This is a genomic window from Amycolatopsis sacchari, assembly GCF_900114035.1.
In the GTDB taxonomy this organism is placed as follows: Bacteria; Actinomycetota; Actinomycetes; order Mycobacteriales; family Pseudonocardiaceae; genus Amycolatopsis_E; species Amycolatopsis_E sacchari.
The window spans coordinates 86,779-111,589 of sequence record NZ_FORP01000023.1 but is presented as its reverse complement, the minus strand read 5'-3'; the positions used below and the strand labels follow the sequence as shown (position 1 = coordinate 111,589).

Annotated in this window: 23 protein-coding genes; 17 read left to right on the top strand and 6 right to left on the bottom strand. The window is 66.1% G+C overall.

What is annotated here, in order from left to right:
* The first annotated feature begins 101 nt into the window (after positions 1-101).
* The 3 genes from BMZ92_RS37605 (at position 102) to BMZ92_RS38880 (ending at position 1,104) form a co-directional block, all read left to right on the top strand.
* Positions 102-239, top strand: a complete 138-nt coding sequence (locus BMZ92_RS37605; RefSeq protein WP_177228919.1) for a hypothetical protein — start codon at positions 102-104, stop codon at positions 237-239.
* 253 nt (positions 240-492) lie between these two features.
* Positions 493-651: a hypothetical protein gene (locus BMZ92_RS37600; protein WP_177228918.1), complete on the top strand. Its 159-nt coding sequence runs from the start codon at positions 493-495 to the stop codon at positions 649-651.
* Between the two features lie 318 nt (positions 652-969).
* Positions 970-1,104 (top strand): CHC2 zinc finger domain-containing protein, encoded by a 135-nt coding sequence (locus BMZ92_RS38880; RefSeq protein ID WP_091514078.1) that lies wholly within the window; start codon positions 970-972, stop codon positions 1,102-1,104.
* Positions 1,105-1,106: 2 nt separating this feature from the next.
* Here the strand turns inward: BMZ92_RS38880 and BMZ92_RS29255 are convergent, their stop codons facing one another.
* Entirely contained in the window at positions 1,107-1,667 is a 561-nt protein-coding gene (locus tag BMZ92_RS29255; protein ID WP_143249972.1) for a prepilin peptidase, read from the bottom strand.
* A 466-nt stretch (positions 1,668-2,133) separates the two neighbouring features.
* Here BMZ92_RS29255 and BMZ92_RS29250 point away from each other — a divergent pair, with 466 nt between their 5' ends.
* The 11 genes from BMZ92_RS29250 to BMZ92_RS37055 all read left to right on the top strand — a co-directional run bounded on the left by BMZ92_RS29250 (position 2,134) and on the right by BMZ92_RS37055 (position 11,990).
* Positions 2,134-2,508, top strand: a complete 375-nt coding sequence (locus tag BMZ92_RS29250) for a hypothetical protein (protein WP_091514116.1) — start codon at positions 2,134-2,136, stop codon at positions 2,506-2,508.
* Positions 2,509-3,513: 1,005 nt separating this feature from the next.
* Positions 3,514-4,206, top strand: a complete 693-nt coding sequence (locus BMZ92_RS29240) for a flagellar biosynthesis protein FlgA (protein WP_143249971.1) — start codon at positions 3,514-3,516, stop codon at positions 4,204-4,206.
* Positions 4,206-5,000 (top strand): CpaE/TadZ family protein, encoded by a 795-nt coding sequence (locus BMZ92_RS29235; RefSeq protein ID WP_091514071.1) that lies wholly within the window; start codon positions 4,206-4,208, stop codon positions 4,998-5,000. Before BMZ92_RS29240 ends, BMZ92_RS29235 begins: the two co-directional genes overlap by 1 nt.
* Positions 4,997-6,349 (top strand): TadA family conjugal transfer-associated ATPase, encoded by a 1,353-nt coding sequence (locus BMZ92_RS29230; RefSeq protein ID WP_091514070.1) that lies wholly within the window; start codon positions 4,997-4,999, stop codon positions 6,347-6,349. Before BMZ92_RS29235 ends, BMZ92_RS29230 begins: the two co-directional genes overlap by 4 nt.
* A complete protein-coding gene (locus BMZ92_RS29225; RefSeq protein WP_091514115.1) occupies positions 6,346-7,218 on the top strand; it encodes a type II secretion system F family protein in 873 nt (290 codons plus the stop codon). The genes BMZ92_RS29230 and BMZ92_RS29225 overlap by 4 nt, the downstream gene beginning before the upstream one ends.
* The gene (locus tag BMZ92_RS29220) at positions 7,215-8,114 is read left to right on the top strand and encodes a secretion system protein (RefSeq protein ID WP_177228917.1); all 900 of its coding nucleotides are present in this window, start codon (positions 7,215-7,217) and stop codon (positions 8,112-8,114) included. The genes BMZ92_RS29225 and BMZ92_RS29220 overlap by 4 nt, the downstream gene beginning before the upstream one ends.
* 13 nt (positions 8,115-8,127) lie before the next feature.
* A complete protein-coding gene (locus BMZ92_RS29215; RefSeq protein WP_091514068.1) occupies positions 8,128-8,316 on the top strand; it encodes a hypothetical protein in 189 nt (62 codons plus the stop codon).
* 2 nt (positions 8,317-8,318) lie between these two features.
* Positions 8,319-8,714 carry a TadE/TadG family type IV pilus assembly protein gene (locus BMZ92_RS29210; RefSeq protein ID WP_281245235.1) on the top strand — a complete coding sequence of 132 codons (396 nt, stop codon included), beginning with the start codon at positions 8,319-8,321 and terminating at the stop codon, positions 8,712-8,714.
* Entirely contained in the window at positions 8,711-9,151 is a 441-nt protein-coding gene (locus BMZ92_RS29205) for a TadE/TadG family type IV pilus assembly protein (protein WP_091514066.1), read from the top strand. Before BMZ92_RS29210 ends, BMZ92_RS29205 begins: the two co-directional genes overlap by 4 nt.
* A 41-nt stretch (positions 9,152-9,192) precedes the next feature.
* Positions 9,193-9,579 carry a pilus assembly protein TadG-related protein gene (locus BMZ92_RS29200; protein ID WP_245783319.1) on the top strand — a complete coding sequence of 129 codons (387 nt, stop codon included), beginning with the start codon at positions 9,193-9,195 and terminating at the stop codon, positions 9,577-9,579.
* Positions 9,576-11,990 (top strand): AfsR/SARP family transcriptional regulator, encoded by a 2,415-nt coding sequence (locus BMZ92_RS37055; RefSeq protein ID WP_143249970.1) that lies wholly within the window; start codon positions 9,576-9,578, stop codon positions 11,988-11,990. Before BMZ92_RS29200 ends, BMZ92_RS37055 begins: the two co-directional genes overlap by 4 nt.
* On the opposite strand, the gene BMZ92_RS29190 is transcribed toward BMZ92_RS37055, so the two are convergent.
* On the bottom strand, positions 11,978-12,388 hold the full coding sequence (locus BMZ92_RS29190; protein ID WP_091514059.1) for a winged helix-turn-helix transcriptional regulator: 411 nt from the start codon (positions 12,386-12,388) through the stop codon (positions 11,978-11,980). The two genes, BMZ92_RS37055 and BMZ92_RS29190, sit on opposite strands and share 13 nt — an antisense overlap.
* Positions 12,389-13,433: 1,045 nt before the next feature.
* Here BMZ92_RS29190 and BMZ92_RS29185 point away from each other — a divergent pair.
* The 3 genes from BMZ92_RS29185 to BMZ92_RS29175 all read left to right on the top strand — a co-directional run bounded on the left by BMZ92_RS29185 (position 13,434) and on the right by BMZ92_RS29175 (position 16,386).
* Positions 13,434-14,432 carry a hypothetical protein gene (locus BMZ92_RS29185; protein ID WP_091514056.1) on the top strand — a complete coding sequence of 333 codons (999 nt, stop codon included), beginning with the start codon at positions 13,434-13,436 and terminating at the stop codon, positions 14,430-14,432.
* Positions 14,433-14,509: 77 nt separating this feature from the next.
* Complete coding sequence (locus BMZ92_RS29180) at positions 14,510-15,544, top strand: DUF4192 domain-containing protein (RefSeq protein ID WP_091514054.1); 1,035 nt, start codon at positions 14,510-14,512, stop codon at positions 15,542-15,544.
* On the top strand, positions 15,541-16,386 hold the full coding sequence (locus tag BMZ92_RS29175) for an N-6 DNA methylase (protein ID WP_143249969.1): 846 nt from the start codon (positions 15,541-15,543) through the stop codon (positions 16,384-16,386). Before BMZ92_RS29180 ends, BMZ92_RS29175 begins: the two co-directional genes overlap by 4 nt.
* A 2,238-nt stretch (positions 16,387-18,624) precedes the next feature.
* Here BMZ92_RS29175 and BMZ92_RS29170 read toward each other — a convergent pair.
* Genes BMZ92_RS29170 through BMZ92_RS29155 form a run of 4 tightly spaced genes read right to left on the bottom strand, consistent with a single transcriptional unit; the run spans position 18,625 to position 24,809 of the window.
* Entirely contained in the window at positions 18,625-19,596 is a 972-nt protein-coding gene (locus tag BMZ92_RS29170) for a C40 family peptidase (protein ID WP_091514049.1), read from the bottom strand.
* Entirely contained in the window at positions 19,593-20,636 is a 1,044-nt protein-coding gene (locus BMZ92_RS29165) for a replication-relaxation family protein (protein WP_091514047.1), read from the bottom strand. The genes BMZ92_RS29170 and BMZ92_RS29165 overlap by 4 nt, the downstream gene beginning before the upstream one ends.
* A gap of 17 nt (positions 20,637-20,653) precedes the next feature.
* A complete protein-coding gene (locus BMZ92_RS29160) occupies positions 20,654-22,948 on the bottom strand; it encodes a type IV secretory system conjugative DNA transfer family protein (RefSeq protein WP_245783318.1) in 2,295 nt (764 codons plus the stop codon).
* 37 nt (positions 22,949-22,985) lie between these two features.
* Positions 22,986-24,809: a VirB4 family type IV secretion system protein gene (locus tag BMZ92_RS29155; protein WP_143249968.1), complete on the bottom strand. Its 1,824-nt coding sequence runs from the start codon at positions 24,807-24,809 to the stop codon at positions 22,986-22,988.
* Between the last annotated feature and the right edge of the window lie 2 nt (positions 24,810-24,811).

Genomic DNA, 24,811 nt, shown 5'->3' with positions numbered 1-24,811 from the left:
CTCATCGGTCAGGACTTCCTCGCGCACGCCGTGATCCTGGAACATCCTGCACCGCAAGCAAAGCCGACACGCCAGCCCATTCTGAACTGTTCACTTACAGGGTGATCGAAGGCTGGGACATCGACGACTGCCTGGACGAGCTCGCGGACGACCGCGCGTCCGCTTCCGACTGGATCGACTTCGGGCGGCTCTACGTCGCGGAGTTCAAGCCCGAGCACCTGCTGCACAAAGCCGAGTAAGGCGGCACGCGGGCGATCAGCGTGTCCGCGAGCTGAAAGTCCTGATCGCTCCTCCGTCGGCCAAGGTTCCTCATGACCCGCGGGAGTTCGGCCTGTGCGATGCCGTCGAGGCCGGTGGCGTGGGAGCCGGAACGGACGATGATGCCGAAGACCAGTACCAGCCGCTGCGCGAAAGCCCGTGCCCTCGCCCTCGGGCAGGGGGATTAGCTACGCCGAAGCAGACGCGAAGCTGACCACCTCGTCTCCGGCCCTCGTGCCTGAGGACAACATGGCGGCGGCGCAGCGCCAGCATCACTCCCGGATCGTGGACCGCGAGAATCGCGGCTGGCTCGCCGGCGGCGACGGTAAGCGCGAGGGCGCCGGCTCCACCGTGTCGCTCGCCCGGCCGTTGACCGATGAGGCGCTGGAGTAGCTGGGGTGCAGTGGAACAGGTCCATGTCGAGGCCCGCGACCAGATCGTCGAGGTGCTGCGCCGCTGGACCTCCAGCACCGACCGCGACACCGAAGTCCCGAGACGCTGGACGGGCTGGTCCTGGCGTAAGTGGACGTGTTGCACGGACCGTCGAAGGTGTGCGATCGAGTACGCACGTTAAGGGCGACGCCCCGCTCGAAGCCTCGTTGTCGGCGCCAATGTGCCGATATGGCCATTACCGCGCTCGGATCCATCGAGCCGCGGGCGAGGACGATCTGGTTGGGCTGGTCCGACAGCACACCATGCTGAGGCCGCTCGGTGCTGGGCAGGTGCCCGTTCTACCGGTCGCAGGCATTTTGCGTCCGGCCGGCACACGGCACCTATCGCTGCTCGCGCTGCGGTGACGCTGGCGACGCGACGAGGTTCCGTCGCCGGATCAGCGCGACGGGTTGACATCAAGGAGCACCGGCCAGTGCGACGATCACTCCGGCGACGAGATAGGGCGCAAGTGGAAGCACCACTCCCTGAGATCCGCGAGCGCGCACTACCGCGGCGCCTACTGCGGCGAGCGCCCAGCCGGTGATGGTGCCGACCAGCAGGGTGGGCCATCCGTGCCACGCGAGCACGAATCCGAGCTGGCCGGCGAGCTTCACGTCTCCGCCGCCGATGTCGTCGCCTGCCAGAAGGTAGAGGGCAACGAAGAAGGCGGTCAGCGCTGCGGCTCCGGTGACCGCTCGCAGAGGAGAAACGAAGTCGCGGCTTGCGCTTCCGGCGGCCGCTGCCGCGGCGAGCAGTAGGCCGTAGCCGATACCGAGGAGCCAGTTGGGCAGTCGGCGCGTCTTCGCGTCGAGGACCGTCAGTGGTACGGCAGTCGCGAGGAACGAGCTGGGTACGCAGAGCGTCGGACTGAGTCCACAACGGACTGTCAATAGCGCGATGGTGGCGGAGACAAGGCTGACGACCAGAAGCACGTGCCCCGCCTTGATGGCGCGCTCGCGATGGCGAACTGCAGCCATGACGGCCAGAGTGGCAACCGCGCCTGCTGTCACCCAGAACAGAACGAATGTGCCTGTATTCGTTGCTTCCTCCAGCGTGATTCCACAGAGTGACTATGAAGTCATCTCGATCTACGAAAGCTCGGCCGAACGAGTGATTTACGCGGATTCGTCCCGGTTTTTCCTTGAAATGCTCGTGGTCCGGTTGAGGTGACCACGGGGGTGAGAGGTACACGTTATAGACCGCGTCGGGGCGCGGCACAAGACGGGGAGGGACAGGAACGTGAAGGCAGACGGACGGCGAGCAGTCTTCTTTCGAAGAACCTGCGTACTCGTCCTATTCGGAGTGGCTGTCACTTCGTGTACTGGCAACGGGTCAACACCGCCGCCTTCAACCGCTACCACCGTCTCCGCAGCTGCTCCGCCACCGACGACGATCTCACCCGCGCAGGAGGCGGTCCAACAGGCGAGCGCAAGCTATGTGCAGATGTGGCAAGCGATGGCGCGCGCCGGAGAGACATCGGACTGGCAGGCGCCGGAACTGGCCCGTTACGCCACCGGAAACGCCTTGACCACAATCACTCGCAGTCTCTACGCCGACCATTTCAACCACGTCGTGAGCAAGGGAGCTCCGCGGAACAACCCGGCTGTGACGGCCGTGGATCCGCCGGACGCGCCGACGACGATCCGCCTCAGCGACTGCGGTGACTCCACGAACTGGTTGCAGTACAAGGAAGGCACGAACGAACTCGTCGACAACTCGCCAGGCGGCCACAGGCGCATCTACGCGGAGGTCAAGAAGCAGGCCGACGCCACTTGGAAGGTCGAGCAGTTCGCGGTAGAGGGGCTCGGCTCATGTTGACGAAGCTTCTGACCATCGCGAGCCTGGCCTCCGCTGTCGTTCTGACCGCTGCTGGCGCGGCTTACGCCGCAGATCCATGGGGGAACGTCGATTGCGGACAGACCTCGTACACCGGTTGTCAACTCGGTGCCGGCGAAGGGGGATCCTCTGGGCCGGAGCGGCCCGCCCGCCCGAATCACTCGGGGACACAAGGAAACCACGGTAACGACGCGGAGAGCCCGCAGCCCGGCGACCGGATAACCGACGCCCCGAAGGATGCGGCGGACTGCAGCTACGTACGGAGTGACTACCAGCCTCCCGCGTCGGGCACCACCAACGTGTCCCACCGGCCGAATCCGGGTTCTGGCGGCACAACCCTTGTCGCATACCGCCCTGCTGCAGCGCAGTTCATTCAGCAGGGAGGCCAGCCAGGAGGAGCGTGGTACGTGTGGAGGTGCTCCGGCCCGGGAACCGCCGACGCGCTGTATCGGCTGCCGGTCTGGATTCCGGACGGGCAGGCGCCCGGTGCTCCTGCCCTCCCATCGCCTCAAGAGCTGGCGCAACAGGCGTACAACCAGCTTCGACTCCCGTCTCCGGGGATACGGGCGAATCCCGTGGGGGACCAATTGGTCAATCTGCCGACCTGGCTGTGGATCGACGGGAGCACTTTCGGTCCGCAATCGGCAACGGCGTCGGTTCCCGGAGTCTCGGTGACGGCCACCGCGACTCCGCAGACTGTGACGTGGAATCTCGGCGACGGGACCAGCGTGACCTGTCGTGGTGCGGGCACCCCGTTCCCCAGCGGCGGCGATCCAGTGGCGTCGTCCCCGGACTGCGGCCACACCTACAAACGATCGTCCTTGGGGAGACCGGGCAACGCTTTCCCCGTTTATGCCACAGTTCATTGGAGCGTGACCTGGAGCGGTGCCGGACAGGGTGGCACGTTCCCCGGGCTCACCACGGCAGGAACGAGCTCTTTCGTCGTGCTGGAATCACAAGCACTGAACAGGAACTAGAGGTGCGCAGATGTCGGCACCGTTTTCCACGCAAAGCCCAGCGCAGGATCCTCTGTCGTCCAGTCGACTGTGGGTTCGCGGCAAGGCCGCCTCGCCATCGCGACTGACCGGAGTCCGGCGCAGACGAGTGCCGTACCTGGTGCTCGGCGCGCTGCTCGTGGTCCTTTGTGCCGGCGGTGCGGTGATCACGGTGTTGGAAGGCGGTCACCGGCAGTCCGTACTGGCCCTTGTGCACGACGTTGCGGTCGGCGACCTGCTCCACGCACAGGACGTTCGCCAGGTCTCCGTGAGCGTCGACGCGGACATGGATGTCGTCCCGGCGGATCGGGAGGCGGCTGTGCTCGGGCAGCCGCTCGCTTATTCCCTGCCTGCAGGAACGTTGTTGTCTTCCAAGGCTTTCGGTGCCGCTCAGCTTCCCGAGCCGGGTCAGGCACTGGTCGCGGTGTTCGTCAAGCCGGGGCAGTACCCGCCCCAGCTGAACAGCGGTGCTCCTGTGTCGGTGATCTTGTCCGCTGGGACGAACGGATCTGGCCAGCCGTCCTCCGGCGGCCCGTGGCCCGCCACCGTCGTGACCGTGGAACCTTCGACCAGCGATCAGGCGAGCGTCGTCGCGCTGCAGATGCCGGTCGCCTCGGCTCTCCAGGTGGCCGCGCTGCCGGCCGGGGAGGTCTCCCTGGTCGCCTTGCCCATCGGAGGCCGCTGATGCTGATCACCGTGTGCTCCGCGAAGGCATCGCCAGGCGTCACGGTTACCGCGCTGGCATTGGCGGCACGCTGGCCAACGGCGGAAGCCGTGATGGTCGAGGCCGATCCGTCGGGCGGGGACCTCGTCGCCCGCTTCAGGCTCAGCGCGCACCCAGGTCTGGTGTCCCTCGCGGCCGCGGCACGACACGATCCGGCTCCAGGCCTGCTTCTCACACATAGCCAGCAACTTCCCGGGGGTCTGCGTGTCGTGCCGGGTCCGGTCACGGCCGAGCAAGCACGAGGGGCACTGGATGTGCTCGCGTCACGCGGGATCGCCGCGCTCCAGCCAGCGGCGCGTGATCCGAACCTGAACGTGGTGGTCGATGTGGGTCGGCTGGACCGGACCTCGCCGGCGCTGCCCCTGGTCCGGAGTGCGAATGCGGTGCTGATGCTGGCGAGGCCAAGGGCGGATGAGCTGTCCCATCTGATGGGTTTGTTGCCGATGGTGCCGGTCTGGACCGCCGCACCTGCCCTCGTGCTGATCGGCTCCGGCTACCCCAGGGCCGAGATCGAAAGGGAGCTGCGCATACCCGTACTGGGCGTGCTGCCGGACGATCCTCGCGGTGCCCGGACGATGTGCGGCTCCGCACCGGGGCCGGGCCCGGATCGCTCACGGTTGGGACGGGCCGTTGCCGCGTTGGCCGGAGTTCTGCACCGCGAGGTCGAGGCGCGAATGGCGCAGGCGAACGGTCAGAAAGGTGCCTGGCCGGTGCCCAGCTCCGTCCTGAGTTCGAACGGAGGCGGCCCGCGATGACGGCCGTCTCCGCCCTGAAGGACGAGCATCCTGCTGCTGCCGCCTTGCGCGAGCAGGTACGCCGCGCGGTCTCAGCTGGGCTGACGCAGCGAATCCGCGACGACGAGACAGCGAACCGGCCTCCGATGGACTACCGCGGGCGCCGTGCGCTGGCGGAACGGCTGGCAGCGGATGCCGCGAACGCCTACGCCGCCTATCAGCTTGCGCATCCCGGTGGGCCTGGCCTCTTGTCGGATGAGGATGAGGCCAAGCTCCTCACGGCGGTGCTGGATGACATGTTCGGCTTCGGGGGACTGGAGCCGTTGCTCGCCGACGAACGTATCGAGAACATCAACGTCAACGGCTGCGACAACGTCTTCGTCCGGTACTCGGACGGGGAACGCGTCCGAGTCGGGCCGGTCGCCGCGTCCGATTCCGAACTGGTCGATCTCGTCCGTTCGATCGCGGCGAGGGCGAGCGTCGAGGAACGCCGGTTCGACCGCGGTTCTCCCGCCGTGAGCGTGCAGTTGCCGGACGGTTCCCGCCTCTTCGCGGTGATGGCTGTCACCGGGCGGCCGTCCATCTCGATCCGCCGTCACCGCCACCGCACGATCACCCTGGCCCGGCTCCGTGAGCTCGGCACGATCGACGCGGCCTTGGAATCCCTGCTCGGCGCGGTGGTGCGTGCACGGTTGAACGTCCTCATCTGTGGCGGAACGTCGATCGGCAAGACGACCATGTTGCGTGCCCTGGCCTCGGAGATCCCGCCCCACGAACGGTTGGTGACCATCGAGGACGTTCTCGAACTCGGGCTCGACCAGGATCCCGCGCATCCGGATGTGGTCGCGATGCAGAGCCGGCAACCCAACATCGAGGGCAGAGGCGGCATCAGCCAGGCGGAACTCGTGCGGTGGGCACTCAGGATGTCTCCCGACCGGGTCATCGTCGGAGAGGTCCGCGGTCCCGAGGTCGTGCCCATGTGCCTGGCGATGTCCCAGGGCAACGACGGCAGCATGGGAACCTTGCACGCCTCCGACACGCGGGTCGCGTTCCACCGCCTCGCGTCGTATGCGGCGCAGAGTGCCGAGAAGCTCTCCGTTGAGGCGACGAATCGGTTGGTCGCGTCATCGGTCCACCTGGTGCTGCACCTTGCCGAAGCACGCGATGACCGCACACGGGTGGTCTCGTCGATCCGCGAGGTCGTCGACGCGGACGGCCAAGCGGTGATCACCAACGAGATCTTCCGCCCCGGCCTCGATGGCCGGGCCGTGCCGGGCGTGCCGCTGCGGACGGCCACCACCGAGCGACTGATCGAAGCCGGATTCGAACCGCGGTTCCTCGAACGCGCCGACGGGTGGTGGCGAGCATGACCGTCACGAGCCTCACGGCCGGTGCCTGCGGCGCAGGTTTCGCGCTCGGCCTGATTCTGATCGCGGCTGGGCTGCGCCGACGCGAGGTGTCGGCAGCCCCCGCGCCGAGTAGGCAGTGGGCACGGTTCCGCGCGATGGTCTCGTCGCGACGAGCCGCCGTCGCACTGGTTGCCGGCATCGGGGCTGCGTGGCTCACGGGGTGGCTGGTAGGCGGAGTCCTGGTCGCCGTCGCGGTCCTGTCGCTGCCGCGCTTGCTCGGCCGCGACGTCGAACACGCGCATCAGGTCGCTCGCATGGAAGGCATCGCCGGCTGGGCCGAGATGCTCAGAGACACGTTGACCGCGGCCGCCGGCCTGGAACAAGCCATCGTGGCCACGGCCTCCACAGCCCCGGAGGCGATACGACCGGCCGTGCGTGAACTGGCGCTCCGCATCGAGCGCGGCGACCACCTCACTTCGGCGCTGCGCGACCTCGCGGACGACCTCCACGATCCGACCGCGGACCTGGTGGTGGCCGCGTTGGTCCTGGCCAGCGAGCAGCAGACCCGGCAGCTCGCGGACCTGCTCAGCGAGCTCGCCGCCGAAGCCCGTGAACAGGTGACCACCCGTCTCCGGATCGAAGCAGACCGGGCCCGGACCCGTGCTGGTGTCCGGGTGATCGTCGGTACGACCCTCACGTTCGCCCTCGGGCTGGTGATCTTCAACCGGGGCTACCTCCAGCCGTTCGACGACGCCGTAGGTCAGCTGGTCCTGCTGTTGGTCGGTGGGCTCTTCGGATTCGGGTTCTGGTGGCTCCGTCGCATCGCCGAACACGAAGTGCCCGAACGCTTCCTGACCCAGTTCGTACACGACCGGGAGGCGCTGACATGATCCTCACCGCGCTTCTGCTCGGGGTAGGGATGGGCGCGGGCCTCTGGGCGTTAGTGCTCTACGCGCGGCCCCCGCTCCCTCCGCTGTCCCACCTCCGCGCGGTTCTCGAGCCACCGTCAGCTCCCGAACCGGTTCTGCCTGTGCAGGACCAGCGCGGATGGGCCGCACGGTGGGGACGGCCGGCGGCCAAGGGCCTGCGTGCACTCGGCCTGCCGACCCCGCGCACCATCCGGGATCTCCAGGTGATCGGGCGCCCGATCGACGTGCTACTCGCCGAAAAGGCCACCCTCTGCGTCGTCGGGCTCCTGCTGCCGGCCGCCGTGCAAGCCGTGCTCCTTGTCGCGGGACTCGCGTTGCCTTGGCAGCTCCCGCTGGCCGCCGGAGCGCTCTGTGCGGTCGGCGGGTTCTGGTGGCCGGATGCGGACGTACGGCATCAGGCCGCCCGGAAGCGGGCCGCGTTCCGGCATGCCCTGGCTGCCTACCTCGATCTCGTTCGCGTCTCGCTCGCGGGTGGCGCCGGGGTCGACGCCGCTCTCAACCACTCCGTGGCCATCGGGCAGGGCTGGGCCTTCGGCCACATCCGGCGGGCGCTGAACATCGCGCAGCTGACCCGCGGTACTCCGTGGACGACCTTGCGGCAGCTGGGGGAGGAACTCGGGGTGCCGGAGTTGGTCGAGCTGGCAGCGTCGGTCTCGCTCGCCGGAACGGAAGGCGCACCGGTGCGAGCGAGCTTGGCGGCGAAGGCCAGCGCGATGCGCGCGCGTGACCTTGCCGAGTCGCTCGGCAAGGCGCAAGCCGCGACCGAGCGCATGAGCCTCCCGGTGATCTGCCTGATGACGGGTTTCCTCCTTTTCATCGGCTATCCGGCCGCAGCGCACGTTTTTCAGTCCTTGTAGAGAGGAAAGCTCCATGCTCGCGCAGATCCAGACACTGTTGCTCATCGCCCGCGCACAGACGCAGAGGCTGAAGGCCGACGAACGAGGAAGCACCGCGGAGGAGGTCATCCGCATCGCCGTGCTCGCCGCGGCCGCGTTGACGGTCTTGGGCATCATCGTGGCCAAGATCATCGCCAAGGCCCAGAGCATCGACTTGCAGTAGCCGTGCGTCGCCTCCTTGCGGACGAGAGGGGCTCGGCGAGCGTCGAGGTGGTCGTGACCACCCCGCTGCTCATGCTGCTGGTCCTGCTCATCACGCAGTTCGCCCTTGCGCTTCACGCACAGCACGTCGCCCAAACAGCGGCGACGCAAGGCTTGGCCGCCCTGCGTGTCGTCGGCGGCAGCACGGCCGCCGGCAAGGAGGAAGCTGTGGACGTGTTGAGCCAGCTGGGATCTGGTCCACTGAAAGAGCCTACTGTCTCGCTGAGTCGCACCGCCTCCATGTCCACAGTAGACGTTCGAGGGGAAGTCGTGAGCATCGTTCCGTTCCTGCACCTCACGGTGAGCGGGCGAGCTGTCGGTGTCACGGAGCGCTTCCAGCCCGCGGGTCAAGAGCGATGAGAAGCCTCCTGCCTCGCGACGATCGAGGCTCGGCGACCGTCGAGCTGACCCTTCTCACACCCGCGTTGATACTGCTCCTGCTCTTCGTCGTGTACTGCGGGCGGGCGGCAACCTTGCGGGTAAGCGTCAACGACGCCACGCATCAAGCAGCGCGCGCAGCGACCATCGCCCGAAACGAATCGGAAGCTACCCGAAATGCGCGGGCAACGGCCGAAGCCGCGTTGTTGCAGGCAGGTGTGACGTGCCGCGGCTTGAGTGTCGAGACCCAAGCCGGATCGGTGCTGCCCGGCAGCACCGTGACCGTGACGGTGAGCTGCCGCGTCGACAACGCCGACTTGGCGCTGCTCAGGGTTCCGGGAGCGCCGGTCGTCAGCGCTACCGCGAGTTCGGTGGTCGACAGGTGGCGTGGGGACGGCCGAGGGGCGAATGAGCCATGACAGGCAGAGCGAAGCACTGGTTCCGAGATGACGCAGGTTCGGTGACCGCGTTCGTCGTCATCATCGTGACCGCATGCCTGATCCTTGCCGGACTCGTGCTCGACGGGGGACTGGCGCTCTCCACGAAAGCCCGTGCGATCGGCCAGGCCGAAGAAGCAGCACGTGCCGGAGCGCAGGAGCTGGACCTCCAGGCTTACCGAGCCGGCCGCGGGGCCAGGCTGCAGCCCAGCGCGGCTGCCGCTGCTGCCTACCAGTACCTGCGCGCTGCCGGCGCGAACGGCACGGTGACGGTCTCGGGCAACACGGTCACCGTGTTCGTGACCGCCCAGTCCTCGACGCAGCTGCTGGGCCTGGTGGGGGTGCGCGGCTTCACGGTCACCGGCAGCGGGCGCGCCGAGCCGGAGCAAACTCCTGGAGCGGCACCGTGATCACTCTGCCACGCCTCCTGCGTCTCGCCGGTGCGTCTTGTGCGTTCGCCCTGCTCGCGCTACTCCTCGTCGGAGTTCCCTGGGGACTGTGCCACTACATCGGGTGGCCATTACCCGATCACGTCCCGACCCTCGACGAACTGAAGGCGGCGCTGCTGAATCCGCTGTCGGTGACGCTCCTGCTCGACGTCCTCGCGTGTTTTGCGTGGTTGCTCTGGCTCGTCTTTACCGTCGACACGCTCCGCTGCCTACTCGACGCGGTCCGGGGCGTCCATCCCGTCGCTGCCGGCCCCCTGCACGCCCTCGCCGCCGTACTCGTCGCGACTGTTGTCGCAGGGCTGCTCAGCCGTTCCTCACCGCCATCGACCGTGGCGATCAACGAGATGTCGTTCTCAACTCCTGCTCTGGCAAGGATGGAGGAGAGTCCACGCCAACCTGCCGAGGTTGTCGTTCGCCTTCCGGAGCACGGCGTGCACGACAGCCTGTGGCGCATCGCCCGACGTGAACTCGGTGACGGCGCCCGGTGGCCGGAGATCTTCGAAGCGAACAGGGGCAAACCACAACCCGACGGCCGGGCGCTCCGCGACCCGGATCTGATCCGGCCCGGCTGGGTCCTTCGGCTACCCAGCACACCACCAGTCGCGCCCGCCGAACCGATCACACCACCGTCAGCGCCTCCAGCCTCAGTACCTCCGGCACCCGCACCTCCGTCCGAGGGGCAACCGGTGACTAGGCCCACTCCGGGCAAAGGGATGGACCTCGCCACGGGCGCATTCGTCCTGGCGGGACTCGCCGGCACAGTCGCAGCTGCCCTTCTGCTCCTGCATCGTCGTCGACGGCGCGCTTACCGGCCCGGCAGCGATGACCAGGAACCCCTGCCCCCGCTCGCTCCGGTGGTACACGCACTACGACTCGCCGACGACCAGACACGGATGGAGGACGAGGCCGGCTCCGCAGGAGCGTCCGCTCCCGACATCAGGGGCGTGCGCTCGCCCGAGGTGGAGCTGGCCGTGATCGATGGGCACGCTTCCGCCGCGGACGTGGCGGCTCTGCACGGGCTTGGACTGACCGGAGCCGGTGCCGAGGCGGCCGTCCGTGCCTTGCTGATCCATCTGGTCGCCGACACCGGTCCCACCGTCTTCATGCCTCGGCCCGACGCCATACGGTTGCTCGGGCCGGACCTCCCCGAGTCCTCCCGCCTTCGGATCACGCCCGACCTGGACACCGCGATCGCCGCGATCGAGGACTCGCCGCCCGGCTCGACCGCCCTGGTCGCTTCCGTTTCCGGCCCCCACCCTCAGCTTGAGGCTTTGGTCGCCGACGCCGACCGTCACGTCATCGGGGTCCTACTAGGACACTGGCCCGCGGGAGGAACCTTGCGGATCGGTGCCGACGGCATCGTGACGGCTGCCAGTCCGATTCTCGCGAGCTTGGTGGGTGCCCGCATGTTCCACCTCGACGCCCAGGACACCCGGGACCTCATCACGTTGTTCGCCGAGGCCACGGGTCCTACTGAGGAGCCGCCTTCGACTCCGGAAACGACAGAACCGTCTCGCCAGGAACAGTCGGGGCCTGCCCTCGACGACGTGACGGACGACAGCTCCGATCACGCCAGGAAGCCGTTCGCCCTATCGCTACTCGGCCAGGTTTCCCTGTACTACCGGCAGGAAGCAAACGGAGAACAAGACCTGACGGAGCGGCTGGCGCCAAAGCAACGCGCACTGCTCGTCTTCCTCGCACTGCATCCGCAAGGGACCACCCGCGAGGTGGTGCACGAAGCGCTGTGGCCACAGGCTGGAGGACGCCGCCCGTTCAACGCGTACTACGCCACGCTCTCCCAGATTCGCAAGGCGCTGAAGGACACTACGGGAAACGAGGACGACCTACTCATCCAGCACGGCGAGCACATTGGCCTGAACCCTGAAGTCATCGAAGTCGACTACTGGGATTTTGAGGAAGCCAATCACGCTCGGCGTACCGCCAGAACGGATGAGGAACGCGTCGCGGCCTGGGCGAGGCTCGCCGCGCTCTACCACGTAGATCTGGCCGAGGACCTCACCGCGCTCTGGATCGAGGGGCCGCGTGAGGCCGCGCATCGCAGCGCGCTGGACGCGCTCGCGGGTCTCGCCGCGCACTACCGGACCAGCGATCCGCACCGTCGGCTCCAGCTCCTCGAGCACGCCCGACTCCTCAGCCCGGAGAACGAAGAGATCTACCGGGACATCATGCGTGTCCAGGCCGAACTCGGAATGACCGACGCGATCAGCCGGACTCACCATCTACTCGCAAGCATGCTCGCCGAAACCGGTGACCGGCCGGCCGCGGCTACCACGCTGCTGGCCCGTGCCCTGCAGACCGAGGGACAGCGGAGGCGGGCGGAGACCTCGTCAATCCCGAATCACCCGTCGTGACCCGAGCCCTCCTGCCGACGACGGCGAGCCCGTTCGAGCAAGTCCTCGTGCTCGACAGCCCACTCCAGCGCAGCCCAGGAACGCCTACCGAGGAGATCCTTCAACTCCGGGCTCAGCTCGTACCACACCGACCGCGGAACTGACGAGTTGTCTTCGTTTCGCGTCAGGAGGCCGTCAGCCTCCATGCGATGCAGCGTCTCGGAAAACACTTCCCGCGACAATGTGCTGTCCCTGCGCGACCACCGGTGGATGAGCTTCAATTCCCGCGCGCTCACGAATAGGTCGTTGAAGCGTTTAGGCCCGTTCCACAGTGCGACCACGATATCCGGGGCCCATTTTCCCTGGAGCCATTGGATCAGGTCGAAACCTCTGGATAGTTCCTCCGAACCGACTTCCATTCTTCCCCTCCGATGTTCGCGACGGTACGCTGATTGGAGAAGGCATTCGTCCGGTCCCCGCGCCGAGACCAATGCCAACAGCGCCAGCTGAGTGCCCCATGATCGCCGCTCGCGGCCGTGAAGACACGAGTATTTCTACTCAGAGGCGCGAGAATCACCCAGTTGCGTGAGATCTCGACGAACACACTGTCCTCGGCTCGTGCTTCTTCGCTTGCCGGTCCATCTTCCCAGCCTTGTGGCTGTGGACCTGCCGATTAAGCGGGAAGCCCCTCTGCGTGGACAAGACGCAGGTCAGGTAGGACCCGTCCCTCCTATTGTCTCCAAGCCTCGGTATCCCCCGGGAGGGGTATCAGTACTGGGACTAGGTTGGGTGGCGGCAGTCGGCCGGTTCGGCTCGTGTGGGTGTTGATGTCGTGTCGGCCGAGTCGAGCTGGTCTTGTTTTCAACATTCGGTTCGCGTCGGTCTTCCTTTGTGTGCAGACGGAGCTGCCAAGTCCTGACCCTTGTTCATTTCGCTGTTGGTTCTATTTGCCTGCGTAGCGACTTCCGAATTTGCCGTCGTGTGCAGCGCATCTACGATTATGGAGACGTGAGGTTGCCGAAACGAGGCTAAAATACCTGGTAGTAGCCTTGTTTCAGGTTTCCCTTCGGCGCTAGTCTTGGTTTATCGGAAAGATCAGTGATCGAAGAAGGGCTGATCAAATGTCCATGGAGCGTTTCGACGTCGTCCTTGAGGGTTCGGACTTGTCATTCCCAGCTTGGATCGAACCTGGCACTCGGTGGAATGGTTGGATGCGGCCTTGGTTTGATCGAGATGTCGCGGAACGAGTGGTCAACTGGCTGAATACGACCGCAGACGAGCTGCCTCCGGACGACGCTTGGGTTCGCGCTCGCTGGGAGGGCGACACGATTGTGCTCATTGAAAGTGACGGTGTCGAGCAGCAGGAAGTCCGGTGCCCTCCGGACGCATCCGGTCGCTACCCGATCGGTGCGGGCGGTTGGACGTGGAGTCTCGTCGAGGAATGAGAGGTAGGTCTGAAGGGACATGGCGACTCATGCTGACATAGCCGACCGATTTGCGCAGGAAGCCGGGAAGCCCGACGCGAACCTGCTGCTCGCGCGCTCGGGGAATGTGTTCGTCTCCGGTGAGGGGAACCGTACGCTCTACAGCTACGGCAAGCATTTCCCCTTGGTTCACCTGATGCTCGACCGTCAGGGCAACCGATCATGGTGGTTGCTCAACGGGGACACCTACTCCGTGTCCACCGCCAGACATCAGACCATCACACGCAACGCGTGCAAGCGTACGGGACTGCCGATGTTGACAGTACCGTTCAGCTGCCTCACGGAGGCCGGCATTCTGAAGGACACCATCGAACCCGTGGACGTCGAGCCCGAGCGGTGGGACACCTCTGTTCACGTGGTCGACTCGATCGAGAACGTACCGTCCTCTGCGGTGTACACGGCGAAGAAGCTGTCCGACGGCCGGTATGAATACCGCACCTACCGGCATTGGCTTGGTGCTGCGTTGTTCCGTGCGACCTATCGGGTCAGCGAACGTGAGCTTGGCGCCTACTTCCTGTCCGCGTTCGACGAACAGGAGACGACGCCGCACTACTTCCTGTGCGAACTCCCGGGCGACGCAAGACCCCGCACCGTTCGCGATGCGTTCCTAGCTTTGAAGCCACCCGAGGTGGTTGCGGCAGAAGCTGCGGGAGTGATCTGCACCCGCCAGGGCGACGTGTTCGCCGTTCCGACGCGGCTGACTACTCGGGAGCTGGCCAAGCTGACGCCTAAACGCGAACGAGGCGCGCACGTCCTGCACCTGAGCCACAAAGCGACTGAGGTCGCGATCGCCGACGACGGTACAACCTACGCCCGCGGCGTCCTCCATCACGCGCCGTTCGAGTCGTGGCGTCGGCCGGAGCACCGGCGGCGTTTGATGGGAGATCGTCGCACGTGGCACCTTCTCGTCAAGAACACAGTCCCTGTGGACTCTCTCGGTCGGTCCCGCGCGTGGTCGCGCGGCGGTAACGTCGACTGATTCTGAGAAATTAAGTCTTGAATCAATTCAGCCAAAACTCGGCGTTGATTAATCGCGCCTAAAAATTGGAGTAGATCATGTCTACTGAATTCCCCGAGCGGTCTTCGGTCACCTTGTCCGCATTCGACGAAATCGTGGCCGCAGTACCGGCGCTGCTGGGCTTTTATCCGTGTGATTCACTGGTCGTCATAGCTGTGCGCGAGCGGCAGTTGGTGTGCTCGGCTCGGGTGGATCTGTCGGTAGCGCGGTCTTCGGCAACAGAGGTGTGCAAGCGCATGCGGGCCTCTCTTCGCTCGGAACAGCTGACCGGACTGGTCCTGGTCGTGGTGACCTCCGGCAGCGAAACCAGCGAGCCACCGCCAGAGGCTGAGGTGGTCAACGCGGTACGCGACGGTTTCGAACGTCGCGGATTACCGGTGAAACACTGCTTGTGGACGGCAGCGATCCGGCAGGGTACTCAGTGGCGGTGCTACCACCACCCCGACTGCAGCGGGTTCGTTGCTGATCCGGGCAACAGCCCACTTGCGGCCGCCGCGGTCTTGGTCGGCAAAGCCGCCCATGTGAGTCGCGAAGACCTTGCCGCGTCACTCGCACCCGCGGACGAAGGCGTCCTTGTCCGGCGCGGTGCCGAGATCCTGGCCGCGGCTCTGCGGGCTGATGGTCAGCAGCGGGAGCCGGCCGCGCTTCTGCGATTGGTGGACAGCGCGATCGAGGACGCCTGCTCAGACAGGTTGCCTCAATCGGACGCAGAGATCGTAGAGCTGGCTGTCGCCTTGTCGGATCCTGCGGTGCGTGACGCGTGCCTGGTTCAGGCAGACGAGGCTCGCGCGAATGCGGCCGAAGCGCTTTGGGCGCACTTGGTGCGCGAGCTGCCAGCACCCGAACGTGCGGAGCCGGCCTGCCTGCTCGCGGTGGCCGCCTGCCTCGGTGGCAACGGTGCGCTCGCCCGGATCGCCTTGGAGCGGGCAGTGGAAGCCGACCCGGAGCACACGCTCGCCCGACTGCTCACCGCCGCCTCGACCCTGCCGCCGTGGAAGGTGCGCCCCGTCCTCGAACGGACCAGCAGTGAGGCCCGGGCTGCGCTGCAACCCCGAGCAGGGTGCTCGCGATGACCACCAGGGGCGCCTCGGCGACTGCGATGCGTGTCGCCGAGGCGGTTGCCGGTGAGTGGTACGGCGCGGACAGCTCCGGTCGCCTCAATGTCCCTTTCGGGGTGGTGGCCACGCTTGCCCTGGTCAACCTTCCTGTGTCTGATCACGACGTGGCCGGGCAGCTGCGGGCTCTGGGGCAGCGAGATTTCGCGTGCTGGGCCCGGGCGGTCTGGCGGTCAGTACTGAACGCTCGTCCTGACCTCGTGCATCTGGTGTATCCGCTGATGGGATGGCTGTTCGATGCCGACGAGCCTGTCGAGGCCATGGCGAAGACCGTCGGCGACGCCGCACTGACCGCCGGGCAGCTCGACGTGACCGGCACACTCGAACGGTTCGACGTTGACCTGCTCGGGATCGTGCTGACCACTCTGAAGGCCGGCGGTGCGACCAAGGCCCGGGCGCAGATCTACACCTCTACCGACGTCGCCGACGCGGTCGCCGCACTCCAGTTCGCCGACGCCGAGATCCGCTTCGGTCAATCCGTATGCGATCCCGCCGTCGGTACCGGAGGCTTGTTCAGGGCCGCCGCGAAAATCCTTCTGTCCCGAGGCTTCGATCCGGGCGATTTGGTGTGGATGGGGTGTGATGTCGACGAACTCGCCGTCGCGGGAGCAGCAGTCAACAGCCTGTTGTGGGGCCTCGGCACCGATGTGCTGCTCCACGTCGGCAACTCCCTGCAGGGCGACTGGATCAAGGAAGCTCAGGAACGACGGGCGGAAGTCCTGGGAATCGCGTCTTCGACACGCCAGGTTAAGTCGATTCTGGAGATCTTCTCACGTGACGAATTTTGGAGAAAAGTATGACTCGGCCAACTGAGGAGCACTACCAGCATCAGGTTGAGCGTGTCTTCTGGCTGATGGGCCGTATGGAGGCGGAGCAGACCGAACTCGATGATCTCGCTCGCCGTGGCGTGCCGGCCTGAGTCGGGGCAGTTGCGGAGACCGGCTTCGCCGATCGTGTGGCGCTACGCGTACGCGATGCCTGGAGTCGCGGTGTTCTTGTGGTGTGTAGCCGTTAGGTGGTCTTGAGCGGGCACGAGTTGATGCCGTCGGATCGCCACCGGAGTCCAGCCGAAGCTGAGGCACCGGCGGCTGGACACCTGGTGGACTCGGGCCTGCCGACCAGCTGGTGCGCTGACGAGTATCAGGCTTCAGGCGGCGCCCCGGAATCATTCGTAGCATGGCAAGATCAACTATGACCTAGCATGGGTGCAATTGTCCTCTTGTCAATAGAACATCCTCTTCAAGGGTGGTTGACTGATTTAGTCAGCGTGCCTAAGCTTTGCTGTACCTACTGAAGGAGCTGGGGGCTTCAACGAGGTATTGCGGCGATGGGTCCTGCGGCAGGTACCTCGCTTCAAAATCACCCTGTTCCCGCATTCTGGTAGGTCTATTGAAATAGATCACCGTTATCTGATAACGATAGGATGTGGCACAATTGCGAAGATCCGCGTTCGTCGTGTCCCTGGTAGCTGCGGTGCTTGCTCTCACCTTCGCGGCGGCGCCCGCCGGGGCAACCGCCATTACTGCTCCTGGCGGCGTAGTGGCAGTTCCAAGCCACAAGTTCAAAACATTCAAGTCGAGCAGCACGGCGAGAGTGGGAATAAGGCCTGCTCTCTCCACGCTCGACGATCCGCCTAGTGGTGGTTGTCAGGAAGATGTAAATGCAAGTACTACGGGAGAGTATGATGGCACTACGCTAGCACTCATAGCGACTGAGACTTCATATACGGGTACACTTATATGCGAGGTCGGAACGCCGGGCCAGACGATGCGGTACCTGTGGATGCAGTCGTCGATGTTCATCAATGGAGGACTTCGGGAGCCTCAGCCAGGACCGGGGGAATGTTCGCACGAAGTTCCGACTGACGCACCCTGCACGGAGATTGACTCGGTCGGTTCCGCATTTTGCCTGGCGGCGAGTGAACGTTGTGACGGATTCTACGCGGCCACGATAGAATACGACATGCTGTTGCCGGACGGCTGGGTCTACACTGGCTGGCCCTCTAACTGTCAACAGATTGGTCCTCCGGAACTAGCATGTCATGCGGGAACTGAAACTTACACGATACCTCCTGTTTATCCTGCGTAAATCACGTGGCTGTCAGTGTGGCTCGGGGTTATCCTGCTTAGGGATAGGATGACCCCGAGTCATGTTGAGTCCAGGAGGGAAGGATTGAGTGAGATAATGGAATTTTTCGACAGTGTGGAGTTGGAGCCCGCAAATCTTCCAAACCCAAAGTCTCCTCGCTCTAACGCCCTGGCGCCGCGAACTATGTTCATCCCAAAACGGCTTCCTAACGATAGGCTGATCACTGGGAATGAATCAATACGGGTTGCGATAACTTCCTTCGAATGCTGGCCAAATAATATTACTCTGGAGTTCAGTATGTACTTCAGAACTCCGCCGGAAAACTACGCTGATTGTCTTCTCTACGCCGATGGACAATCGGCCATTGGTCATGTGAGAAGCTTGAATCAACCGCGGCTGGCTTGCATCTTTTCTGATGGTAGGTACGCTACGAATCTTCGGGCGCCGGGTTTTCCACGGCCCCACGACCGAGGGTTGTCGGAGATGTACCCTGTCATCTCAGTGGTGAGTTCGGGTGGTGGCGGAGGTGGGAGTTCGACAAGTGGCTATTGGCGGCATGTTCAACGAATCGACATGTGGCCGTTGCCGTCGGGTGGATTGTTCACGATCATTTTTGATTGGCCTGCAAAGAATATCAAACCAGCGCGTTTGGAATTTGACGGTGATCAAATCAGGGAAGCCTGTAAATATTCTGTTGACATCTGGGGGGCGTCAATTGTTGATTGATTAGCGTATCGTGAACGTGGAACTCTGTGGCAAGCATGCATACTGATCGCTGAGCGAGTGTTTGTTTTCGCGCAGTTGTCGGTGCTGCAGGCCCGCTGGCTGAGGTAGGCGAGCGTCGCTCGCGATAGCACTGGAAACCGTGTGCCCCGAAACGGCCCTGTTCACAAGTGCACGTGGAAGCCGCGCACGAAGAGGTGAACGCGGTGCTTGACCGGGACCTGTCTCTAGCCCATGACCTGAAAGTGTCCTTGGTGATCATTCCACGGCCGACTGGCCCCGACAAAGTCACCGAGGGTGTGGAAGTCCTGCTGTACCTGGATGGGCTTGCCGAAGTCCGGCGCATGGATCATGGCGGTGCCGCCGATGAAGATGCCCACATGATGAACCCGGCTCGGGGTGCCGAAGAACAGCAGGTCGCCGGGAGCCAGTGGGGCACCGGCGGGGACGAGCGGTCCGGCGTTGTACTGCTGTTGGGCGGTGCGAGGGAGTTCGATGCCGGCTGCTTCGTAGGCGGCATGCGTGAGCCCTGAGCAGTCGAAGCCAGCGTCCCCCGCAACGGGGCCGTCGCCTCCCCACACGTAGGGGAGGCCGAGCTGGCCTCGGGCGTAGTTGATCGCTGCTTGCGCGGCTGGGGACGACGCCGGCGCGAAGGTCGGTGCGGCTGAGCGGTAGTCCTGCGCCTGGGTGAGGACTTGGTTCACGTACGCATCGGAGTGGTTGTAGGCGAAGATCGCGGCGTGGATGTCTCGGCCGTCGCGGGCGCCTGAGTCGCAGAGGTAGGCCGCGGCGGTGTAGATCGCGTCATGGGGGTTGTAGCGGGAGGGCGGAGTAGCGCCGCCGGGCGGGAGGGGGTGGCGAGCCGTCACCTGGTCCCACGTCGCTTGCAGGAACTGCATGGGGCCGCCCGCGCCGGCGAAGTTTTCTCCGGTGAGGACGCCGGGAAGCTGGCTTCGGCCGTGATCGCTTTCGACCTTCCCGATCGCGGCGAGGATCGTCCAGTCGAGTCCGGGGCAGGTCGCGGCGGCAAGTTGATAGAGCTCGAGGTAGTCGGGCGGGATGTCGGCGAGCGCTGTGGTGCTCGGCTGGCTGCCGCTGCCGGAGCCAAGCACCGCGGACGCGGCCCCGCTGATCGCCGAGGCCGTGAAAGCGGTGAGGCCGACGATGGCGACCGCGGCGGCGAGCAGAGCCTTGATCATCGCGGGTCCGTGGGCTGCTTCCGCCAGGTCAGCTCGGCGGTTTGGTCCCACGGTGGCATGGCGGGTGGTGGCCGCAGGCGCACCGGATCGCCGCTTTCGGCATCGTCGGAGGCCGCTCCCGTCGGCGGGGCGAGATGCGGCCAGGCAGACGCCAGCTCGGATAGCCGCAGTCTGCCGGGGACGTGTCCGTCGATGGGTAGCCAAACCGCGGCGGCGGCCGTGTGCTGCTGATCGATCAGCACCGCGTTCGAGGTGGCCACGGGGACTTCGTCCGGCCGGGGCAAGTCGCGTAGCGCTGCCGCAAGGATGCTCCGGGCGTGGGCCTCGCGCCGGGGGCTGGTGAAGCACATCAGCACGGGTGTGACGATCTTGGTGGCGGACGTCAGCCGTGCGTAGTCATGGAGTTTCGCCGCGAGGCGGGCCAGTTGGTAGTGGCCGGTGTCCCATTCGAGGAACCACTCGATCCCGCGGCGGTCTTCGCGCCACCGGCCGTACGCATCAGGGCGGACAAGGTCGCCGAAGTGACGGGTACAGCGTGTTTCCGGCCACCAGGCATCCAGGTGCGCGGCCGGATTCGAGCGCGCGTGGTGGATGAACGGGGTGAAGAAGCTGTTGACGCCGTGGAGGTGCGCCAGCCTGTGGGAGTGGGAGATGCCCAGTGAGCGTTCCGGGCGGAAGCGGAGTGCGGCCGGGTCCATGCCGTCTTCGTAGGCGAGCATGTGGGCTCCCGCGGCGTCCAGGACGTAGAACATGGGTGCCCGTCCGCGTCCGATGTAGGGCTGGAACCGGTCAAGGACTCGCCAGCGGAACAGCTGGTGCAGGCGGAGGTTCGCGGCTCGGCGTGAAGGGAAGGCGATTTCGGTGATCTGGGTCGAGGTGAGAACCCGGTGCTCGGCGACCATGCGGGCGATCCAGCGATCCCGGACGGTGAGGTGGGCGGAGAGCATCGCGTGGTGACGGGGTGAGACAGCGGCTCGAAGGTCCGCTCGCCGGGGAATCGGCGTACGGAGGTCGTGTTGCGGGGTGCGGGAGTTCAGCATGAGGGTGCTCCGTGAGTTCAGGCGGCACGCCGCGGGTCGGGTGCCCGTTGTGCGGTGCTGCCGGGGTTCGGAGGTGTACGGATGTTGCGCGCGGCGGCGAGACGAACCTGCTTGGCCCGGCCGCGGACGGCAGGCGGCATCCGGTTGGTGATCGCGGTGAAGGCCGGTTTCTCTTCACCGTCGACGACGAGCCGGATGGCGGCGTGGAAGGCTTCGAGGTGAGCGAGGTCGTAGTCGGTCAGCCGGGGCGCGGTGTGGCGGGCGAGTTCCCGGGCATCCTCCGGGGAGGACGAGAAGTAGATCTTGGTTCGCGCGTTGGCGGAGACCCCCTCCCGGAGTTCGCGCGACAGTTGCGCGAGGTTCTGGTGCGCCAGCACCATCGACAGCCGGTAGGCCCGGGCTTCGGCGAGCATGTCGTCGATGGTGTAGGGCAGGTTCAGGAAGTTGTGGGCCTCGTCGACGTAGAGCGCGGCGTCCCGTCGCTCGCGTTGAGGGGTGGCCGATCGCGCCGTGACGGTCTGCCAGACTCGGCCGACGACGAGCGAGCCGATGAGGCGGGCGGTGTCGTCGCCGAGGTTGCCTTTCGGTATGCGGACCAGGCAGAGGCCTCCGTCGAGTACCTGCCGCATGTCGACTGTGGATGGTCCGGCGGCGAGCGCGCGCACGACGAACGGCCGCAGCAGCAGTGCCCGGAGCTTGTTCAGCAGCGGGGCGATCGCGTGCGCGCGACTGCCGTCGGAGAGCTGTTCGTACCACTCCCAGAAGCCACGCAACACGGGATCGTGCCGGACAGCGGCGCGGTGTCGGCTGCTGCCGGCTGGGTTCGTCAGCAACCCGGGTAGTGCCGTCAGCGCGGGGCTTTCGTCCGCCGCGCGGAGCGTGAGACACGCGGCTCGCAGGATGTCCTCGGTCCGTGGTCCCCAGGTCGCGGAGAAGACGCGGGCGAACACGGACACGAGGTTTTCGACGGCGATGTCCTTCGGGCCTTCCAAGGGATTCAGGCACGGGACAGGTCCCGGTGAATCGCTGTCGAAGAGCACGACCCGGTCGATCGCGCGCTCGGGCACGCGCATGAGCAGGTCCGTGATCAAGTCGCCCTTGGGGTCGATGACCACGGCGCCGCGGCCGTGTTCGGCATCGGCGAGGATCAGGTTCGCCAGGAGCGTCGACTTGCCGCTGCCCGTGCTGCCCAGCAGGTGAACGTGGTGGCGGGAATCCGAGACGCGCAGCCCGACCGGGCGGGCATGCCCCACGTCGGAGATGCCGAGGGGCTTGATCGACGGTCCGATGGTCGGGGTTTCCGGTGGCGGTGACACGGCGCGCGCTCCGGCTCGCCGTATGCCGGGTAGGGCCTCGTCGAGCGGGAGGTGAGCGATCGCGGCGAGTTCGGGGATCGACAACAGGTCACCCCCGCGGAACCGACGCAGGTTTAGCGCCTTCAGCGGCGCGCGGAGCCGCCGGCGGCGGTAGTAGTTGTGTCCGGCGAAGCCGGCGAAGGCCGATGCGATCGCATGGGCGCACCCGCGAGCCAGCCGTCGTTCAGTGGCGACGACGACGTAGCGAATTGCCGTGTCGAACATGTTGCCCCGGTGCTTGTCCACGATCGCCCGGTCTTGCGCGTTCGTTTCGAGCCTCACCCGCGGATCTCGTGCCGGCTTCGGGGAGGCGCCGGGCGTGAGACCGTCGAGGATCCGGCCGGTCAGGCTGCTGGACTGACCGCGTTTCGCGCGTCCGACCCGGCGTCCGGTCACTGGCTTGGCGAGTACCTGTACGTAGATGTGCTCGTCGGAACCGAGCCCGGTCGCGGCGCCGAGGAGCGCGCGCAGCGGATCGGCGGGGAAGTCCGTGCGGATGGGCAGGGCCTGCGGTCTCCCGAGCCGAAGTGTGCCTCCGACGACGACAGCGTGGCGAGGGACGGAGAGGTGCGGCGTCGCCGGAGCAGTGGTGGTTCGGGCACCAGGCCACGCCGCTTCGACGGCGCGCTCGACCAGGCCGGGCGGTAGCGATCCAGGCACCCACAGCCGGATCTGCAAGCCGTCATGCCCGAAGCTGAACTCCATGGCGACATGCGGTTGTCGCCCGAGAAACCTCGCCCACCGCGGACGCAGCAGCCCGACGAGGTTGGACCAGAACGCCTGCGCGTCTGCCGGAGCGACGGCCGGTGGCGTGAGGACGGTGATGAGCCGTGCGTTCCGGCGCAGAGCCGCCTGGAAGCGGCGCCACCACCAGAACCGAAGGAGCGTCAGGGCTCCGGCGGACGCGGTGAACACCAGAATCGCGTGAACTGCGGTCCACGGGTCAAAAGGAGGCATGGGCGACCTCAAGAAGGGGGCGGGGCGCATGTCCCGGTCAGGTGTGCTCCTCGGCAGGACCGAGGTCGATGACTGAATCACTCCAGTCGGCCGTGTGCTCAGGCCTCGCGGCGAGTTCGGCGGGGTCGGTGGTGATCAGCGCGTGTTCACCCTCGGAGGCGACTGCCGCGAACGCGACCCGCTGTGTCCCGCCGGCGAGCAGCCCGGTTCCGCGTTCGGCGGCGAGGAGGAACTGCCGTTCGCCCTCGGACAGTACGAAGGTGCGTACGATGTCGTCGATCGCTTGCGGGGCTTGCCGCAGCAAGATCTGGGTGGCCGCGTTGCTGATCACTGCCTTGCCGAGATCGGTGGCCAGGACGTCGGCGACGTCCTGGCTCACGACTGTCAGGCCGGTCCATCGTTTGCGGCTGGACTTGGCCATGCGCCAGAGGTATTCCGCGCCGCTGGGTTCCTGCATCAGGAGCCACGCCTCGTTGACGACGACCAGCCGTGGGCGGCTCAGTGCGGGATTGCTCACCTTGCGCCAGATCGCGTCGAGCGTGAGCAGGGTGCCCACCGGCTTGAGTTCGTCGGCCAGGCGCCGCAGCGACAGCACCAGCAGATGGCCTTCGAGTGCCGTGGTGGTGGGGCCGTGGAAGAGACCTCGGAACGCGCCGTCCACATACGGATGGAGCCGCTCCGCGATCGACGCGCCGGTGTTTCCGTGGTCGGCGAGCGTGTCCCGCAGGTCGCGCAGCAGCGGCGCCGGACGGGTCCAGGTCCGGGAGTCATCGGTGATGCCCGCACTCCGGTAGGTGGCGCTGATCGCCTGGTCCGCCGTGGCGCGCTCTTCCGCCGACAGCTTGTGTCCGAACAGGACTGACAGGAACGTGTGCAGGAACAGGCTGCGCTGGGTGAGAGCGTCGGCCGGGGCGGTTCTGCGCCCGTCCGAACGCGTGTGGACGGGGAGGTCGAGGGGGTTGATCCGGATGCCTTCGGTGCCGATCGGGAGGTAGGTTCCGCCAGCGGCCCGAGCGGTGCGTGCGTACTCGTCTTCCGGATCGATGATCGCGACCTCGACGCCCTGGTACAGGCTTCGGAGGGCTTCGAGCTTGACCAGGTAACTCTTGCCCGATCCGCTTCGTCCCAGGATCACCGAGTTGTAGTTGTCGCACGAGAAACGGTCCCAGTGCACCAAACCCTGTGAACCGAGGTTGTAGCCGTAGAGGACGCCCGACGGCGCGGCGAAGGATGTCGGGTCGGGTGGGGGGAGATCCGGGGAGGTGAAGGGAAAGGCGGCGGCGAGGGCCTGGGTGTCGAAGGTGCGGGCCATACCGATGAGGTCGAGGCCCATGGGCAGGGACGTGACCCACCCTTGCAGGCTCCGGTAGGTCGTCGGTTTCGCGTCCATGAGCAGTGACGCGCACAGCGACCGCACCGCGCTGGTCTCCTCGGCGAGCTCGGCTTCCGTGGCCGCGTGCACCGCGACGTAGAGCCCGAGCCGGAACAGGCGTCCCTCGCCGCGCGCCAGGCGGGAGGACAGGTCGTAGGCGTCCTCGGTCGCGGCTTCGACGTGCGGGTCGAGCAGACGACCGTGCTGTGCGGTGTGCTGGCGGCTCGACTCCAGCCGGGCCAGCTGTTTCTTCAACCGGCCTGCCGCGACGGCGGGGTCGATGGGCTCGATGTGGAGCGACACGTCGAGCCGGGCGGGATACGAGAGCAGCGGCTGCAGCCAGCCGGCGTGGACTTCCCGGGGATAGCCGACCACGGCGAACGAGGCGATCCACTCCCCGCCGACCTGCACGTGCCTCGCGCCGACCTCGACCGCGTCCGGAGTGAACACGCTCGAACGCCCGGACCTCGGACGACTACGTCGAAGCATGC